Origin of the sequence: Methylobacterium sp. J-077 (assembly GCF_022829365.1) — a bacterium.
In the GTDB taxonomy this organism is placed as follows: Bacteria; Pseudomonadota; Alphaproteobacteria; order Rhizobiales; family Beijerinckiaceae; genus Methylobacterium.
The window spans coordinates 38,900-55,450 of the sequence record NZ_JAKSYJ010000254.1 but is presented as its reverse complement, the minus strand read 5'-3'; the positions used below and the strand labels follow the sequence as shown (position 1 = coordinate 55,450).

At 68.8% G+C, this 16,551-nt stretch carries 20 protein-coding genes and 1 pseudogene; 7 read left to right on the top strand and 14 right to left on the bottom strand.

All coding sequences use genetic code 11. The features are described 5' to 3' along the window. Positions 1–151: 151 nt before the first annotated feature. Positions 152–316 carry a hypothetical protein gene (locus MKL11_RS32255; protein ID WP_243951328.1) on the bottom strand — a complete coding sequence of 55 codons (165 nt, stop codon included), beginning with the start codon at positions 314–316 and terminating at the stop codon, positions 152–154. Positions 317–779: 463 nt separating this feature from the next. On the opposite strand from MKL11_RS32255, the gene MKL11_RS32250 reads away from it, so the two are divergent. Then, positions 780–998: a hypothetical protein gene (locus MKL11_RS32250; protein ID WP_243951326.1), complete on the top strand. Its 219-nt coding sequence runs from the start codon at positions 780–782 to the stop codon at positions 996–998. A gap of 13 nt (positions 999–1,011) precedes the next feature. Here MKL11_RS32250 and MKL11_RS32245 read toward each other — a convergent pair whose 3' ends face one another. Next, entirely contained in the window at positions 1,012–2,487 is a 1,476-nt protein-coding gene (locus MKL11_RS32245) for a protein adenylyltransferase SelO (RefSeq protein WP_243951463.1), read from the bottom strand. A gap of 358 nt (positions 2,488–2,845) precedes the next feature. Here MKL11_RS32245 and MKL11_RS32240 point away from each other — a divergent pair, with 358 nt between their 5' ends. Then, complete coding sequence (locus MKL11_RS32240) at positions 2,846–5,080, top strand: ATP-binding protein (protein ID WP_409565946.1); 2,235 nt, start codon at positions 2,846–2,848, stop codon at positions 5,078–5,080. 10 nt (positions 5,081–5,090) lie between these two features. Here MKL11_RS32240 and MKL11_RS32235 read toward each other — a convergent pair whose 3' ends face one another. The 6 genes from MKL11_RS32235 to MKL11_RS32210 form a co-directional block, all read right to left on the bottom strand. Beyond that, a complete protein-coding gene (locus MKL11_RS32235) occupies positions 5,091–6,146 on the bottom strand; it encodes a zinc ribbon domain-containing protein (RefSeq protein ID WP_243951322.1) in 1,056 nt (351 codons plus the stop codon). A gap of 51 nt (positions 6,147–6,197) precedes the next feature. Then, positions 6,198–7,511 (bottom strand): MFS transporter, encoded by a 1,314-nt coding sequence (locus MKL11_RS32230; RefSeq protein ID WP_243951320.1) that lies wholly within the window; start codon positions 7,509–7,511, stop codon positions 6,198–6,200. Next, positions 7,498–7,704 carry a hypothetical protein gene (locus tag MKL11_RS32225; protein WP_243951318.1) on the bottom strand — a complete coding sequence of 69 codons (207 nt, stop codon included), beginning with the start codon at positions 7,702–7,704 and terminating at the stop codon, positions 7,498–7,500. The genes MKL11_RS32230 and MKL11_RS32225 overlap by 14 nt, the downstream gene beginning before the upstream one ends. 148 nt (positions 7,705–7,852) lie before the next feature. Beyond that, a complete protein-coding gene (locus MKL11_RS32220) occupies positions 7,853–8,353 on the bottom strand; it encodes a MucR family transcriptional regulator (protein WP_243951316.1) in 501 nt (166 codons plus the stop codon). A 328-nt stretch (positions 8,354–8,681) separates the two neighbouring features. Next, entirely contained in the window at positions 8,682–8,837 is a 156-nt protein-coding gene (locus MKL11_RS32215) for a hypothetical protein (RefSeq protein WP_243951314.1), read from the bottom strand. 194 nt (positions 8,838–9,031) lie between these two features. Further along, complete coding sequence (locus MKL11_RS32210) at positions 9,032–9,409, bottom strand: hypothetical protein (protein WP_243951311.1); 378 nt, start codon at positions 9,407–9,409, stop codon at positions 9,032–9,034. Positions 9,410–9,647: 238 nt separating this feature from the next. On the opposite strand from MKL11_RS32210, the gene MKL11_RS32205 reads away from it, so the two are divergent. Together MKL11_RS32205 and MKL11_RS32200 are read left to right on the top strand one after the other, a co-directional pair. Then, the gene (locus MKL11_RS32205; RefSeq protein ID WP_243951309.1) at positions 9,648–9,980 is read left to right on the top strand and encodes a hypothetical protein; all 333 of its coding nucleotides are present in this window, start codon (positions 9,648–9,650) and stop codon (positions 9,978–9,980) included. 107 nt (positions 9,981–10,087) lie between these two features. Then, entirely contained in the window at positions 10,088–10,330 is a 243-nt protein-coding gene (locus MKL11_RS32200) for a hypothetical protein (protein WP_243951307.1), read from the top strand. A gap of 26 nt (positions 10,331–10,356) precedes the next feature. Here the strand turns inward: MKL11_RS32200 and MKL11_RS32195 are convergent, their stop codons facing one another. After that, positions 10,357–10,623 carry a hypothetical protein gene (locus MKL11_RS32195; protein ID WP_243951305.1) on the bottom strand — a complete coding sequence of 89 codons (267 nt, stop codon included), beginning with the start codon at positions 10,621–10,623 and terminating at the stop codon, positions 10,357–10,359. A 202-nt stretch (positions 10,624–10,825) separates the two neighbouring features. Here MKL11_RS32195 and MKL11_RS32190 point away from each other — a divergent pair, with 202 nt between their 5' ends. Beyond that, complete coding sequence (locus tag MKL11_RS32190) at positions 10,826–11,197, top strand: hypothetical protein (RefSeq protein WP_243951302.1); 372 nt, start codon at positions 10,826–10,828, stop codon at positions 11,195–11,197. Positions 11,198–11,566: 369 nt separating this feature from the next. Continuing rightward, positions 11,567–11,851, top strand: a complete 285-nt coding sequence (locus MKL11_RS32185) for a hypothetical protein (protein WP_243951299.1) — start codon at positions 11,567–11,569, stop codon at positions 11,849–11,851. A gap of 22 nt (positions 11,852–11,873) precedes the next feature. Here the strand turns inward: MKL11_RS32185 and MKL11_RS32180 are convergent, their stop codons facing one another. From MKL11_RS32180 to MKL11_RS32170, 3 genes are all read right to left on the bottom strand, one after another. Next, the gene (locus MKL11_RS32180) at positions 11,874–12,614 is read right to left on the bottom strand and encodes a DUF4336 domain-containing protein (RefSeq protein WP_243951297.1); all 741 of its coding nucleotides are present in this window, start codon (positions 12,612–12,614) and stop codon (positions 11,874–11,876) included. Positions 12,615–12,872: 258 nt separating this feature from the next. Next, complete coding sequence (locus MKL11_RS32175) at positions 12,873–13,106, bottom strand: hypothetical protein (RefSeq protein ID WP_243951295.1); 234 nt, start codon at positions 13,104–13,106, stop codon at positions 12,873–12,875. Between the two features lie 149 nt (positions 13,107–13,255). Beyond that, the gene (locus MKL11_RS32170; protein ID WP_243951293.1) at positions 13,256–14,008 is read right to left on the bottom strand and encodes a Crp/Fnr family transcriptional regulator; all 753 of its coding nucleotides are present in this window, start codon (positions 14,006–14,008) and stop codon (positions 13,256–13,258) included. Between the two features lie 399 nt (positions 14,009–14,407). Between MKL11_RS32170 and MKL11_RS32165 the strand changes: the two are divergent. Next, positions 14,408–14,970 (top strand): annotated as a pseudogene (locus MKL11_RS32165) (OPT/YSL family transporter); the annotation flags it as partial. Positions 14,971–15,018: 48 nt separating this feature from the next. Here MKL11_RS32165 and MKL11_RS32160 read toward each other — a convergent pair. Both MKL11_RS32160 and MKL11_RS32155 read right to left on the bottom strand, forming a co-directional pair. Further along, complete coding sequence (locus MKL11_RS32160) at positions 15,019–15,774, bottom strand: amino acid ABC transporter ATP-binding protein (RefSeq protein WP_243951291.1); 756 nt, start codon at positions 15,772–15,774, stop codon at positions 15,019–15,021. Further along, a complete protein-coding gene (locus tag MKL11_RS32155; protein ID WP_243951289.1) occupies positions 15,771–16,451 on the bottom strand; it encodes an amino acid ABC transporter permease in 681 nt (226 codons plus the stop codon). The genes MKL11_RS32160 and MKL11_RS32155 overlap by 4 nt, the downstream gene beginning before the upstream one ends. Between the last annotated feature and the right edge of the window lie 100 nt (positions 16,452–16,551).

Below are 16,551 nucleotides of genomic sequence, written 5' to 3'. Positions count from 1 at the left end.
CTGGGCAGACCGGCCGTCGATCGGGCCGGCATCCGTCGCTTCGCCGAGGTGGACTGGGGTTCGCGATCAGCGAACAGGGTTTCTCAGGCGCCGAGAGGCGAGCCCGCCGGCACCGCAGTCGGGGCCAGCTCCGGCGCTGGGGATACGCAGGCTACGGCAAGCCTCCCAGCAGAGCCAGGATCCGACCCAGCAACGCCCGTGTCTGGACCGCCACGCCGTTCCCGGCGCGTGTGTCGGACTCGTTGGCACAGGCCTCGTAGACCGCCCGCAGGGCGGCAAGCTGGCGCGCGCGCAGCTCGGGATCGTCGGAGCCCATGGGCTACCTCTCCGACAGGCTGCTGTCTGCGGTGCGTCCCCGCGGACATGCCTCCTCAACCACCCCAGTCGGGGAGTTGGAAAACCGTGTCTGAACGGTCCCTACGACCTTTAGTGCCGGAACACCTGGACATGCGCCGCAGGCTCCCCGACCACGCGGTCAAGGATTTCGGTGCCCTCGCGGTCGGCACCAAACCGTCAGACAAGGGGTTTCCACGCCCCAGGGCGGCACGTTACAGCCCCGGACAGGCAGGTAGCCCATTCTAGGAAGGAAATCCAGTGGCGATGTCATCGACCGGACGGCGCGGCGGGCATTCGTCCGCGACCGTACGGTTGGCTATTCGGTCGATAAAATGTCGGATTTTGTCTTAAAATCCGTTAACCTTTCCTCGGGCCTCCGTTGAACCACCGTGGCGCCTCCGGCTTCAGCTTTTGTGCATCACAGAGTCTGAGGCGCACTAAAGATGAACACTTACTCCATCTTCCTTCGCGACCGGGCACAGGCGGACGGCGGCCATCCGCTGCTCCTGGCCTACGAGATATCCGATCAGCGTGCGGCGCAGACGCTCGTTTCAGGGATCGCTGCCTCCTACCGGGAGCACGGCTTCAACCCCGCAACCCGGGTGCACTGGTTCCAAGACGGTGACAGCGTCCACGAGATCTATGCGTGGCCGCACCCATGAGGGCTGCGCCGGCTCAGGTGCCGCAGAACGTCCGGTAGCCGACCCCGCCACCCTCGGGCGCCTCGGCGTAGCGGGCCATGGCGGGCTGGTCGTCGTAGGGGCGCGACAGCACAGCCAGGAACTCTTCGAACGGCGCGAAGTCGTCGTGCTCAACCGCTGCCGCGATCATCGCCTCGACGCGATGGTTGCGGGGGATGAAGGCCGGGTTGACCCGGCGCATCGCCGCGTCCGCCGCGGCGGGGGCGCGGGCCTCCCGGGCGAGGCGCTGGCGCCAGTTCGAAGCCCAGCCGTCATAGGCGGTCGGATTGATGAACAGGTCGCGCACGGCGGCGTCGGCCTCCGGGTCGGACGCGGCGGCGCACAGGGCCCGGAAGGTGCGGGTGAAGTCGGCCTGATTCTCGGCCATCCGCTTGAGCAGGTCGCCGGCCAGCGCCGGGTCGCCGTCGCGCAGATCGGTGAGGCCGAGCTTGGCGTTGAGCCCGCCCTGATAGGCGGCCTCGAAGCGCGGCGCGTAGCCGGCGAGCGCCGCCTCGGCTTCGGCGACCGCCTCGGTCTCGTCGGCGGCCAGCAGCGGCAGCAGGGTCTCGGCCAAGCGGGTAAGATTCCAAAGCGCGATGCGCGGCTGCTCGCCGTAGGCATAGCGCCCGTGCTGGTCGATCGAGCTGAACACCGTCCGGGGATCGTAGGCGTCCAGAAAGGCGCAGGGGCCGTAGTCGATCGTCTCCCCGGCCACCGACATGTTGTCGGTGTTCATCACCCCGTGGACGAAGCCGACCAGCAGCCAGCGCGCCACCAGCGCGGCCTGACGGGCGACAATTCCTTCGAGCAGCGCCCGGTACGGCTTCTCCGCGCCGGCCGCCTCGGGATAGTGCCGGGCCAGCACATGATCGGCGAGCGCCCGCAGGCCCTCGACGTCGCCCCGGACGGCGAAGAACTGGAAGGTGCCGACGCGGATATGGCTTGCCGCCACGCGGGTCAGCACCGCTCCGGGCAGAAGGGTCTCGCGCACTACCGGCTCGCCCGTCGCCACGGCGGCGAGCGCGCGGGTGGTCGGGATGCCGAGCGCCGCCATGGCCTCGCTGACCAGGTACTCGCGCAGCACCGGCCCAAGCGCCGCGCGGCCGTCGCCCCTCCGGGAGAACGGCGTCGGGCCGGATCCCTTCAGCTGGATGTCGCGGCGCTGTCCCGCCCGGTCGACCACCTCGCCCAGCAGGATCGCCCGGCCGTCGCCGAGCTGCGGCACGAACTGCCCGAACTGATGCCCGGCATAGGCCGCCGCCAGCGGCGTCGCCCCTTCGGGAATTTGGTTTCCGGCCAGCGCCGCCACCCCCTCGGGGCCGGCGAGCCAGTCCGGATCGAGGCCGAGGTCTTCGGCGAGCGCCCGGTTCAAGCGGATCAGGCGGGGGGCTGCCACGGGCATCGGCGCTCTGGCGGCATAGAAGCGCTCCGGCAGGCGGGCGTAGCTGTTGTCGAACGGGATCGGGCTCATCGGCGCCATCTATGAACGCGTCCGGCGGCCAGCAAGCGCGACCGCCGCCGATGGAAGACGGTTCAGGCCACGCGTCGTTCCACCCGCACAGTCACGCCGCCGAACATCCGGCCGGTTTTGCGACCGAACCGCGGGGAAGCGCGTTCGCTCCAGGCATCGGGATTTCCGCGTCCCGTCCGGCGCCGTCGATCCGCACTGTGGCAGACAGGTCTCAGAATGGTTCCTCTGGACGAAAACATGCGGGCACGGCGGACCGCATGCTTGTAAGACTTGTCATCACGGGCGATGCCGCTGCCATGGCTCTGCGCGGACTCGTATCGATCTTGCCGAGGCCCGCACCGCGGGCGGCGCTGTACGCATGCGAGAGCCGCAACCGGGTGCGCGCGGCCGATCGGAAGCCTCGTCCGACCCCGCAGACGGCCCTCGCGCGACCGCACCGGCTTGGCAAGCCATGAGTGCCAAGGCGGCCATCCTGCCCGGGGGCGGCGAGCTCGGCGCGATCGTCCGGGCCTACGACTGGGCGACCACGCCGCTCGGCCCGATCGAGACCTGGTCCCAGAGCCTGCGTTCCGCGGTCGGCACCGTGCTGCTGTCGCCGGTGCCGATCGTGCTGCTCTGGGGGCCGGACGGCATCATGATCTACAACGATGCCTACTCGGCCTTCGCGGGCGGCCGGCATCCGCAGCTGCTGGGGTCGAAGGTGCGCGAGGGTTGGCCCGAGGTGGCCGACTTCAACGACAACGTCATGCGGGTCGGCCTTGCCGGCGGCACCCTGTCCTACAAGGACCAGGAACTGACCCTGCATCGCTACGGCCGGCCCGAACCGGTCTGGATGAACCTCGATTATTCTCCGGTGCTCGACGAGGCCGGGCAGCCGGCTGGCGTCATCGCCGTCGTGGTCGAGACCACCGAGCGCGTGCTCGCCGAGCAGCGGCTGAAGGCGAGCCAGGCGCTGGCCCAGCTCTATGCTGACCGGATCCAGCTCGCCCTGTCGGCCGGCGCGATCATCGGCACCTGGGTGTGGGATCTGCCCGCCGACGAGTTCACCGTGGACGAGGCCTTCGCCCGCAGCTTCGGCCTGGACCCGGCCCTCGGGCGGGTTGGGCTCAGCCTGGAGCAGGTGATCGGCACGGTCCATCCCGAGGATCGGCAGGGGCTGATCGCGGCGATCGAGGAGGTGATCGCCCGCGGCGGTGCCTACGCGCACCAGTACCGGGTCCGGCGCACCGACGGGAAATATTACTGGATCGAGGCCAACGGCCGGGTCGATCTCGGGCCGGATGGAACGCCCCTGAGCTTCCCGGGCGTGCTGATCGACGTCGAGGACCGCCGGGCGGTCGAGGCCGAGCGCGACCGCGCCATCATGATGCTGCGCACCCTCACCGACACGCTGGAGCAGCGCGTCGCCGAGCGGACCCGCGAACTGATGCGGACCGAGGACGCCCTGCGCCAGTCGCAGAAGATGGAGGCGGTCGGCCAGCTCACCGGCGGCGTGGCGCATGATTTCAACAACCTGCTGACGATCATCCGCTCCTCCGTGGACTTCCTGCGCCGGCCCGACCTGCCGGAGGCGCGCAAGGCCCGCTACCTCGACGCCGTCTCCGACACGGTCGACCGCGCCGCCAAGCTCACCGGCCAGCTCCTCGCCTTCGCGCGCCGGCAGGCGCTGAAGCCCGAGGTGTTCCATGTCGGCCAGAAGGTCCGCGGGATCGCCGACATGCTCGATACGGTGATCGGGGCTCGGGTCCGGGTGATCGCCGAGGTGCCGGACGAGCCCTGCTACATCCGGGCCGATGTCAGCCAGTTCGAGACCGCCCTGGTGAACATGGCGGTCAACGCCCGGGACGCCATGGACGGCGAGGGCACCCTGACCCTGCGGCTGGCGGGCAACCGCACCATGCCGGCGATCCGCGGCCATGCCGGGGCGGACACCGCCTTCGCGGCGGTGTCGCTGACCGATACCGGCGCCGGGATCTCGGAGGCCGATCTCGGCCGCCTGTTCGAGCCGTTCTTCACCACCAAGGAGGTCGGCAAGGGCACCGGGCTCGGCCTGTCCCAGGTGTTCGGCTTCGCCAAGCAATCGGGCGGCAACGTCGACGTCACCAGCGCGCCGGGGCAGGGGGCGACCTTCACCCTGTATCTCCCGCAGGTGGACGTGGATCGCGCGATCGACGCGGCCGAGACCGCCCCGGCGCCGATCCTGCCCCTCGGCGCGGGGCAGCGGGTCCTGGTGGTCGAGGACAATGTCGAGGTCGGCCAGTTCGCCACCCAGATCCTGCAGGATCTCGGCTACGAGACCGTCTGGGCGGCCAATGCCGAGGCAGCGTTGGAACGGCTCGGTCGGGACGGCGGTGGGTTCGAGGTGGTGTTCTCGGACGTGGTCATGCCCGGCATGGGCGGTCTGGCGCTGGCCCAGGAGCTGGCGCGTCGGCTGCCGGACCTGCCGGTGCTGCTGACCTCCGGCTACAGCCATGGCCTGGCTCAGCAGGGCGCCCACGGCTTCGAGCTGCTGCACAAGCCCTATTCCGCCGACCAGCTCGGGCGCGTGCTGAGCCGGGTCGTCGGACGGCCGGCGCCGGCACCCGCCGAGTGAGGGCCTCGCCCTACGCGGCCGGCAGCACCGCGCCCGCGCCCGGGGTGCCGCAGGCGTGGCAGAAGCGCTCGAAGGTGCTCTTGCGCTGGGTGCAGGCCGGGCAATCCTCGAATAGGCCGAGCCCGCAATGGGGGCAGAAATTCGTGTTCGGATCGCCGAGCGCCACCGGCCGCTCGCAGCCCGGGCAGACCTTCTTGGCGAGCCGGGCCAAAGCCTGATCGGTGGCGATCTCGGTGCGACGCTCCTCGCTGGGCCGCGCCTCGACCTGGGCCTGGCGCGCCCGGTAGGCGTGCAAGGCGTTGATCGCCGCCCGCCCGCCCACCAGCGTGACGATCACGCCGACGCCGTACTGCACGTAGCCGCCGTAGCTCGGCATGTACGGGACCAGCTCGACGAAGAACGCGAAGGCGGCGGCGAAGGCGAAGCCCCAGACGAACGGCCAGTTGCGCGTGTGCCGCCGCCTCATCAGCAGCCATCCGGCGAGCGCCAGCAGCGGCAGGGTCAGGGCGAGCCGGTAGCCAAACACCCGGAGTTCCTGCCGCCGCTCGGCCGCGTCGCGTTTTTGCTGAGCCGCCGCGCGCAGGGCATCGTCGACGCGGATCTGGTCCTGCTCCCGCTCGAACAGATCGGCTTGCGTTTGGGCCAGCGCGGCCAGCCGCTCCTCGATCACCCGCTCGGCATCTTTCAGCGCGTCGAGCTGCTGCGTGCGCGCGATCAGGCCGGGATCCTGATCGACCCGCTGGGTCGCGTCCCGGGTCTTCAGCCAGTTGGCGAAGGTCTCGCGGGCGCCCTCGGACGCCGCCTGGGCCGCCTCCAGGGCGAGCTGGTCCCGCCCGGTCCGGCGTCGGGTGTCGTCCATGTCCCGGCGGATCTGCTTCAGAGTCTCGGTCGAGGCCCGGGCCTGGTCGGGCTCGAGGAACTGCTCGAGCGTGTAGCGCTGCTCCACCTGAGGCAGGTCACCGACGACCAGGGAGCCCAGCCCGATCAAAAACCACGCGAACAGCAGCGCGACGAGCCAGAGGGCGAGGTTGAACCAGCGCTCGGACAATCGGGACCCAGCACGCACGTCCTCGCCTCCATAGACCCGCTATCCGCAAGCTCTAGCATAAGCTGGCGGTCAGCGGGCCGGCGCGGCCCCCGGCACGGCCGGCACGGCGCGCGCCCGGCCCGGTACGAGCGACAGCCCAGCCGAGATCAGGGCGAACAGAATCAGCGGCGTCAGGGCCAGGGTAAAGCTGCCGGTGGCGTCCTTGATCGCACCGATCAGGTAGGGGCCGAGGAAGCCGCCGAGATTGCCCACGGCGTTGATCGCCGCGATGCTGGCGGCCGCCGCGGCCGGTGGCAGCTCTTCGGTCGCAAGGGCCCAGAACGGCCCCTTCAGCATGTAGACGCCCACCGCCGCCACGGTCAGCGCGCCGACCAGCGGCAGGATGCCGGACAGGACCGTGCCGCCCGCGAGCCCCACCGCCAGGACTAGGAACGGGATGGCAAGATGCCAGCGCCGCTCGCCGACCTGATCGCTGTGCCGGCCCCACAGGATCATCGCCACGGAGGCGACGCCGTAGGGGATGCTGTTCAAGAGGCCGGTCTCGACATTGGTCAGGCCGTAGCTCTTGACGATCTGCGGCGTCCAGAAGGTCAGGCCGTAGCTGCTGGCGGTGGAGCCGAAATAGATCGCGGCGAATAGGATCAGACGGCGGTCGCGCAGCATCGCCCCCAGCGACGGCGAGCCCGCCCCGCCGGTGCGCGCCGCGTTGCGGGCGGATTCCTCCCGCAGGCGTCCCTCCAGCCAGTCCCGCTCGGCCTCGGGCAGCCATTTTGCATGCCGCGGCCCGTCGGGCAGGAACCACAGTACGGCGCCGGCCATCAGGATTGCGGGCAGGCCCTCCAGGATGAACAGCCATTGCCAGCCGGCGAGCCCCCAGCCGCTGAGGCCGAGCAGCGCGCCGGAGATCGGCGAGCCCAGGAACGACGAGATCGGGATCGAGATCATGAAGATGCCGACGATCCGCGCCCGGTAGGCCGAGGGGAACCAGTAGGTCAGGTACAGGATCACGCCCGGGAAGAAACCGGCCTCGGCCACACCGAGCAGGAAGCGCAGGCCGATGAACGACCACGGACCCTGCACCAGCGCCATGGCCATGGAGATGACGCCCCAGGTCGCCATGATCCGGGCGATCCAGAGCCGCGCCCCGAACCGCTCCAGCATCAGGTTGCTGGGCACCTCCATCAAAAAATAGCCGAGGAAGAAGATCCCGGCGCCCCAGCCGAACACGGTCGCGGTCAGCCCGACATCGTGGTTCATCTGGATGGCCGCGAAGCCGACATTCACCCGATCCAGGAAGGAGACGAAGTAGGCGAGGATCAGGAACGGCACGAGCCGCCACCCGATGCGGCGCATCGCCGACCGTTCGATCTCAGACTCGGCCATGGTGATCCTCCTCGTCGGCGACCGTCTCCGGGCCGTTCACGTGTGCAGGCGCAGGCCCCGGGAACGCCGGTTCGGCGACGAAGATTTCGTGATCGAAGAAGCAGACGGCCGCGCGGATCGCGCCGAACAGCGCCGCACGGTCGCCCGCGCCGGGGTCGGTTCCGGACGGCATCAGAGGGTCGCCGCGGCGCATCGCGTGCGGTTCATCTCGGGTTTCCTCGCGGCCGGCCGGTTCGAACGCCGATCCTGGCTAGCCGATCTACCGTGAGAGCCCGATGATCGGAAGTCGTCACCGCGTGATGACTTCCGATTTGTCGCTCGTTTCTGGGCTGCGTGTAATCCTACCTGGGCTTGCGGGCCCGGGCGGCCTTTGCCGGCGCCTCGACGGTCTCCACAGGCTCGGCGGCCTTCTGAGCCGGCTTCCGGCGCTTGTGGCCCAAACCCGCGGTCCGGGCAAACTCGGCGCGCATGGCCGAGTAATTGGCCGCCGTCGTCGGGTAGTCGCGCGGCAGGCCGAAACGCTCCCGATACGTCTCGATGGTGAGGCCGTGCCCCGTGAGGTGCCGCTTCAGCGTCTTGTACGGCTTGCCGTCGATGAAGCTGATCAGCGCGTCGGGGGTGATCGACTTCCGGACCTGGCCGGGGGTGATCTTCTTCGGCTCCGGCTCGGAAGGCGTGCTCGCTTGACCCAGGCCGGTCAGCGCCTCGTGAACACGCGCCAGCAGGGTCGGCAGTTCGGGCATCGGCACGGAGTTGTTGGACACGTAAGCCGACACGATGTCGGCGGTCAGAGCGATGACATCGACCTCATCGTCTTGCGGAAACGCGGTGTCGTCTTTCATAGGCGGCTCTCACAGCGGGACTATGCGATGAACATCGCTCTGGCTGCCAGTAGTCAAGCGCCAATCTGTGCAAAAACAGGTGATTGCACCCGATATCGACCGATGTATCTGTTGAATACCAGAATAAAGTGATGATCCCCCTGCGGCGGTGGTCGCCCCAGGCGCGACGCGCGTTGGTCCGCGTGCGGCGCGTCGCCGTTCAGGATGTCTTAACCGTCCCGTGGTCTTTCGAGGTGTCGCTGCGGCTTCGAGGGGCACGAAGCCGAACGGCAGGCGGGCCGAGCCCTGTCCTTCAAGCTCGGCCCGCGCCCTTCCGCGCCGTCATTGCTCAGGCGTTGGCGGGGCGCCCGATCGGCGTGGGGATCGCCCCGCGCTTGACCGGCGGCACGGCCGCCCGCCGCGTTGGAGCGGACCCGTATTCCGCCCAGTAGCGGCGCTCCAGGGTCATCAATGCACGCAACGGCGCCTCAGCCAGATCAAGCAATCGGGCATCGCGCCAGCGCGGCTTGGTCAGATGTCCGCGGCTGAACCACCGCGGCTTCTCTGCCTCGACGAGCAGGATCGGATTGCCCGTCCCCGTTCTCCGAAATCAGAACCGCCCGTGAGCCTGCCTGCGTCGAACATGACAGCACCTCGCAGGAGTGTCAGGGACAGGAGCGTTCGGGAAGCTCGACAGATTCAACCTAACCCGCTCGTGTGCGCCTGCGAACGCCGGTCCACCCAGGAGGCTACTGCGAGGCCGATGAGGCAGCCAAAGAGGGCGGCCGCCGCCTTCACGAGAAAATCGTTGAACCGGCCGTGGCGGGTGCCGGTCAGGGTCTGGCCGGCTTCCAGGCCGCCGGCCAGGAGGACGACCCCGAGCAGGATCCAGGGCCAGCGCCGCGGGTAGCCCAGTGTCAGGAGGAGGCCGGCCAGCGCGTAGGCGGCCGCCCGCTCGATGCCCGGGTTGGCCGTCACCACCGGGCGGAGGCCGATCGGCACCAGCGTGACGGCGACGATCGCCGCCACCAGGAGCCAGGCCGCGACCCGCACCAGGCTCAGCATCCGCTTGTCCATCCTGCGCCTCGGGTCCCGTAACACTGCGTCGACACCTCCCGCATATAGAGGCGGTGGGCCGGCGGCTGTTGCAGTTCGGCGGCCAGGACCCAGAAAGCCGATGCGGCGCCGACCGGCTGTCGAGTGGCACGTATGGTATCAAGGACTTAGCGCTGCGCTTGTTCGGACGGGTGCCGGACCCGGTACTGTTGCTCGTTCGTTCTAGGCAGAGCACCGCCGAATCAGGCATACAGGCGGCATGCGCATGCCCGTGCTCAGCCTCTTCGCGATGCTCGTCCTGACCGACGTCGGATCGGCCGCACCGGCGGCTGCGCCGGCCGATCCGCGGGCGCTCGAATTGGCCTGGCACCGCTGCCTGCGGGATTCCTACGCACACCAGCCTCCCGGCCAGAGCCGGGCCGGTGACGAGCGCAACGCCCTCGACGAATGCAAGGTGCAGGAGGACGCTTTCGTGGCGTCACTCATGGCGGCCGGCCCCCCGAATGACGGCCGATCCGGGACGGTCTGGTCCCGGACCTGGGAAGCGTTCGTGCAGCCGCTTACGGCCTGGATCGGCGGCCTCCGGCGCTGAAGACGCCGATCAGGAGATCGACCTTACGCCTCACCGCGTCCGCCGGACGCGGCGTCGCACCGCGCCGGGGTCGCTGAACCGGCGCAAGCGCGGATCGTTGGACTGCCATGAGCGACTCGACATCTGACCCGCTGGACCAAGTTGCCGACGCCCGTCGGCACGAGATTGCGACCGAACATCTGCTGTTCGGCACGATCCGCTTCCTGGCCCAGCGCCACCCGGAGCTGCTGGACGAACTCGACCGCAGCCTGGACCACCTATGGGACCGGGCCGAGGGCGCCGCGCGCGACGACGCCGCCGTGCGCAAGATCGCCAGCCGCATCATCAAGAGCCTGCGGGCAGAGAGCTAGAAGACCTCTGCCCTATTAACGGGCCGCTAATCGTGTGCGCAGCCGATGCAGATGCCGCGGGTGATCGCGTCGTTGCGTTGCTCGACTGGGCTACGCCGCTCGATGCTGCCGGTCTCTTTGGGGCCGAGCGCGCTTGGGTTCGGCACCGTCTGCCCAGTGGCCGCGGTGTGGGGTGCCTTGGCGGCCGTGGCCGGACCGCCGCCGGTTCCAGTCTGGCTTATGGATTGGGCCCAGCTTGGCTGGCTGCCCAAGGCCAGAATGACGAGCGTGGCGATCTTCAAGGGCGCGCGCATGATAACCGCTCGGCGCTTTTCGTCTGCGTGGAGCCGACGCACCTGTCGGTCGAAAGTTCCGTCGCTTGGGAACGGTCGAGCGGCCGGGCTCATCATGGAGGGGGTCCCGAGTTGCCGAGAACCTGGCCCCGCCATCCGGGGTATCGGCTCATCCCTTTTGAGGCTTGCTGGCTAAGCAGTAAGGCCGGTTACTGGCACCGTCATGATCAAGGGGCTCAGCATGAACCCGACCGTCAAGGCTGTGCTGCTGAACGAGCGGGCCAGCGTCCTGTCAGCCATCGCGGCCCGTGAGGGAACCGTCTCCGATCTGCTGGTTCAGTTGAACGGCGTCGAGAACGATATCTGGCGATTGCGTCACCGCCTCATCGATCTGGAGGCCTATCTGGTTGGCCAGCGGGTCGAACTGCCCGAGGATCTGTCGCAGCCGGACGGCGTGATAGCCATATCGAGCGATCCGCCGAGCCTGCCGGTCTGCAAGCCGCTGGACGATTTCGTCCGCCATCGATCCGGAAAGCGGAAACTCCTCGCCGACGCCGCACCTCAGCGCATCGAGGATGCGCGCCGGTCGAGCTGAGGGCGCCGTGAGCACGCGCCGAGCCGTGGGCCTCGATCGGCCGAGGCACAGCCGATACAGGCGACCCGCCGTCAGCAGCGCTTTGCCAGAGGGCCTGACGCGGTTCCTCTCGGACGCAAGGACCGAGATATCCGGCGCCCCGTGCGATCCGCCCCGACCGGTACGGGCCGCAATGCGGAGGCGCGACTTCCTCGCGGTCATAGTCGCCGCCGCGGTCTTTTTCTTGGCTGGCGGCCACAGCCTGCAGGCCTGGTAACCGATCCTGATGCCCGGGACGATGTTCGTCAGTGACTTGAGCCGACCGGGATTGCCCCGCGCACATGTCCTGGGGCCTATCTAGACCCCGCGAGGATCCGAAAGGGGTGAGGCATGGGCAACCGGGATGGCGCCGGCGCGTCGAGCGCACGGATCGCAGAAGTCCAGCGCCTCGCGACCGCCCTGGCTGCCCGGGTGCGATACGCACAGCTGGTCCAGCGGCCGGTCTATGAGGAGCAGATCAACGCCCTGGTCGGGGCGGCGCGGCTCCTGGACGAAGAGAAGGTGCCGTGGCCGCCCATGGTCGAAGAGGTGCTGATGGAGCTGGCCAAGTCGCTCGACGGCTCCGGCGCGACTGAGGATGCCGAGGCTGCTGCTCCCGCCGGGGAGGGGTCTTGAGCGCCGGCAGGCCTTTGCGCGCTCAAGAAAAATCGCCGAGCCAGCGCAGCGAGCGCCGCAGGCGGTCGGTGCCGTCTCGAGCGAACCACAGCCCGTGCGCGAAGATCACAATGGTGGGTTCGCGCGCGACTATATCTGCGGCCGCCCGCGCTGCCTCGCGCTGTTGCAGCTTGATCACGAAGCGCAGATAGGGCGGCGGCTGGCCGTGCGGTGCAGTCATGCCGGCCAGGCGCAGCAGCGGACGCAGGAGCGCCGGCATCTTCGCGGGTTCCAGGTTGACGACGAGATCGGTCAGCACCAGCGTCCGGCTGCGGCCGTGGAAAAACGCGACCTCGCGGAAGCCGAGGCCGCCCGGGACTACGATCTGGCGCAGGTCCGAGGCCCATCCGGGCGCCGCCGTATCTGTGAGCACACGGTCGATCCTCAGGCCGGAGCGGCGCACCGGGCCGCGCTCGCGCAAGTTCGGAGCCGCCCAGGTCAGGGCCTCCGGACAATGGCTCTGCCACGCCTTCACGAACGTCCAATGCGCGATGTTGGGCGCGACGAGGTGGCGGATCGGCCCCAGGGCCGCGATCGCCCGATGCAGGCCCGCCTCGTAGCGCGTCGGCGTGTGGAGCCACAGGGTGCCATCGCCGAGCCGGATCACGGTCATCCGTACGGGAAGCGGCAGGCCCAGGACTCGCAGGGGGCCGCTATCGACGATCCAGACGCCCTCGGCCACGGGCTTGAGCACATCGAGGGGAGGATAGGTCGCCTCGCTCAAGACCGGGCCCTCTCGGCTGCCTCCGGCGTCGAAGCCGGATTGTCAGGCACCCGCCGGACGGCACAGGGTTTCCCGAATGGATCGCCGCAGAGGCGATGTCCGGGCGTCAGGCCCGGAGATAGACGGGCGCGGCGACCGGCCGTTCCGGTCCGGCGCGCCGAGGCAGGTGGCTCAAGGATACGCGACATTCGCAGATCGCACGCTGCCCCAGGTTGCTTCGCTGCGTTCGCGATGATGAGGATGGTCGTTCGCAGCCGCTTACCCGGCCTGGAACGGCTGATGCTTGTCGTCGGCCGTATCATTCGCCGCGCCCTTCGGCACGGCGTCGGCGTCGACTATGGTCCGCTGGTCCCGCTGCGGCTCCGGGAAATCCGTCAGCGCTCGCCAGGGCGTCGCGGGCACGCCCATTCTGAAACCGCCCGACGATCGGAACAGCCAGGCTGCTACGAGCATCCAGGGCACGACGAAGAAGACGAAAGCACTGAGTCCCACGACGATCCTCCCGAGACGGTAAGCCTGCAAGAGAACGCGGGCGGAGCCGGCATCGATCCGGTGTCGGCGGAGTAGCCTGTCACGAAACGCCCGCTGCACCGTCGCGAGCAATGAGAGGACGCCCGTGTTCCGGAGTTTTATGAGGGTCTCTACGAGGGCGTCAGCGGGTTGCAGCCTCTCGCTCCGGCACCGAGCCCATCGATCAGACGGTCATATTCGGCCTCGGCCATGCCGTAGCTGTCGCCCGCAAGGCCGAGCAGCCCCTCGCGGTCGATGATCTCGACGAGGCCGCGGTGCTTGCGGACGAAAGCGTCCTGCTCCAGCCGTCTCAGGGCGGTGGTCACGCCAGCCCGTTCGACGCCCAGCATCAGCGACATGAACTCGTGCGTCACCTTCACGGTGTCACCGTCGCTCCGGTCCTGGTACATCAGCAACCAGCGGGCCAGCCGCATTGAGGTGTTGCCCCGCGCATTGGCGAACGCCGTCTGCGCGGTCTGCGCGAAGTAGGTGTGGATGTAGCGGAGCAGCAGAAGGCGCAAGGCCGGGCGCTCCTCCGCCACCCGGAGCAGCTCGCGCGCATCGATCGACAGCATGTGCCCGGCCGCCTGCACGAAATGCGTGTAGGGGGTGCGGTCGTCACCGAGCAGGATGGGGGCGGATCCGACCAGACCTTCACGGCCAATCAGCCCGATCTCCACCCGGCCGCGCGTGCCGTCGTTCGTCACGGAGACGATGCCGGCCTCGACAAAATGGACGGTCTCGATCTTTGTGTGGGGGGCGATCAAGACCTGCCGGACAGGCATGTCTTCCGGGCGCAACCCAGGCTGCAGTGCTGCGAAATCTTCCGGCGCCAGCGCCCGGAGGAGTTGATTGCGCAGGTCGGCCTGCTGAAGCTGTGCCACGGGTGCTCATGCATATCGGGCGAGGGCACAAGCGGTCCCTCAATCGTCGGCGCCCCTGACGTAGCCAACAACCCGCTCTCGATAAGGTCCGGCTCAAGCTGCGGCAATGTAACATTCTTACCGGAGTATAGAATATTTTGTATTTGTGAAAATGTAAATTTTTTACATTTATCGAACTGACTACTGGGAAGATTTAAATCAAATAGATCTCGAACGACCGCCCGTACTCTCGCGTGCAAGATCCAGCTTGGCAGGTCGAAGGCAGGCCTCGATTGGCGCGGAATGCGGTCGGCCACGCGCCGATCCCCCACCTCTGGAACACCCCGAACCATTCGCAACACCGCAGGTCGGATAGCCTTCGCGATCCGGTCGGTGTGCGACACGACATTACGGGGGGCGATGGGCGCCCGCAGGCTGACGATACCGGCCTGCCAAGTGGACTTGACCCTGCGCGGCATCGTGCTCGGGGCGGTCATCACCGTCGTGTTCACGGCGGCCAACCACTCTATGGGGTTGAAGACCGGGAGGACGTTCTCGTCCTCGATCCGGACCGCGCTGATCTCGATGGGTGCGTTCCGACAGATGGGCGGCGCCAGCATCCTCAAGAACAGCATCGTCCAGACCCAGGCTTCCGCCGGCACCCTGTGCAACGTCGTGCTGGCGCTGTCGGGCCTGATGCTGATCGGGCATTGGCACGGCTTCCCGTTCTGGCAGATCAGTGCGGTCTGCGCGCTGGGCGGGCTACCCGGCCTGACGTTCTCGATCCCCCTGCGCCGCGCCCTCGTCCCGGGCAGCGACCTGCCTTAACCGGCGGGCGTCGCCGCCGTCGGGGTGCTCAAGACCGGCCAAACGGTTCCGGAAGGAAGGGCCTGCGCGACCGGCTGGCGGCGACCGCTGCCGCCGGGACGATCGGGCTCGCCATCACCGGCTTCAATGTGCTGGGCGACGGCCTGAACGGCGCGTTCACTTGCGACGATCTCCTGAGCCTGCACTGCCTGTCCGGCCAGCACTCAGCCCCCGACCTCGCCGAGCAGCGTCTGGACGAAGCGGCGGGTGCGCGGATCGGCGGGCCGGGCGAACAGCTCGACCGGCGGTCCCTGCTCCACCACGGTGCCGCCGTCGAGGAACACCACCGCGTCGGCGACCCGGCGGGCGAGGCGCAGGTCGTGGGTCGCCATCAGCATGGTCATGCCCTCGCGGGCGAGGCCGGCCAGCACGTCCACCACCTCGGCAGCGAGCTCCGGATCGAGCGCCGAGGTCGGCTCGTCGCACAGCAGCAGGCGCGGGGAGGGGGCGAGCGCCCGGGCAATCGCCACGCGCTGCTGCTGGCCGCCGGATAGGCTAGCCGGCCAGGCCTCGGCCTTGTGGGCGAGGCCGACCCGCTCCAGCAGCTCCAGCGCCCGGACCCCGGCCGCCTCCTTGGGCCACTTGCCCACGGTGATCAGCCCCTCGGTGATGTTCTCGATCACCGTGCGGTGGGGAAACAGCTGAAAATTCTGGAACACCATGCCGGTCTGGCGGCGCACCGCGAGCACGTCCCGCCGGGGCGGCGGCGCGCCGGGCCGGAAGTCGAGGCGCTGGTCGCCCAGAACCAGCGTGCCGGCCTGCGGGATCTCCAGCAGGTTCACGCAGCGCAGCAGGGTCGACTTGCCCGAGCCCGACGGGCCGATCAGCGCCGTGACCTGGCCCTCCGGCACCGTCAGGTCGACGCCGCGCAGGATCGGGGTGTCGCCGAAGCGTTTTTCTATAGCCTGGAGGGTGATCATGCCCGGGCCTCCAGGTAGCCGCCGTAGCGTCCGAGGCGCCGCTCCAGCCCGCTCTGAAGCCAGGACAGGCCCGAGCACAGTACCAGGTAGATCAGGGCCGCCTCGACATAGAGGATCAACGGCTCGTAGGTGACCGCGACGATGCGCTGGGCCGCCTGGAACATCTCCGGCACCGTGATGGCGGCGGCGAGCGAGGTATCCTTCACCAGGGCGATGAAGGTGTTGGACAGGGACGGCACCGCCACACGCGCCGCCTGGGGCAGGATCGTGCGGCGCATCGCCTGGGCCGGGGTCATGCCGGTGGCATAGGCGGCCTCCCACTGCCCCTTCGGGATCGACGCGATGGCGGCGCGCACGATCTCGGACGCGTAGGCGCCGATATTCAGCGTGAAGCCGATCACCGCCGCCGGAAACGCGTCGATCAGGATGCCGACGCTCGGCAGGCCGTAGAAGATCACGAACAGCTGCACGAGGAGCGGCGTGCCGCGAAACATCCAGACATAGGTCCAGGCGAGCGCCGCCAGCGGCCGCGGCCCGAACAGCCGCGCGAGCGCGATCACCAATGCCAAGCTCAACCCGAGCACGAAGGCGATCAGCGTCAGCGGCACGGTGAACCGGAAACAGGATTCGAGCAACGGCCCAAGCGACTGGAGCATGAGGTCGAGCCAGTGCGGCACGGGACGGTGTTTCCTGCGGGATCGGGCGAGGGTCTATACGGGTTTGCGGCGCGGATCGCGCGCGGGATTTTTTCGGGTTGGTTTCGGATCGCCCGTGGCG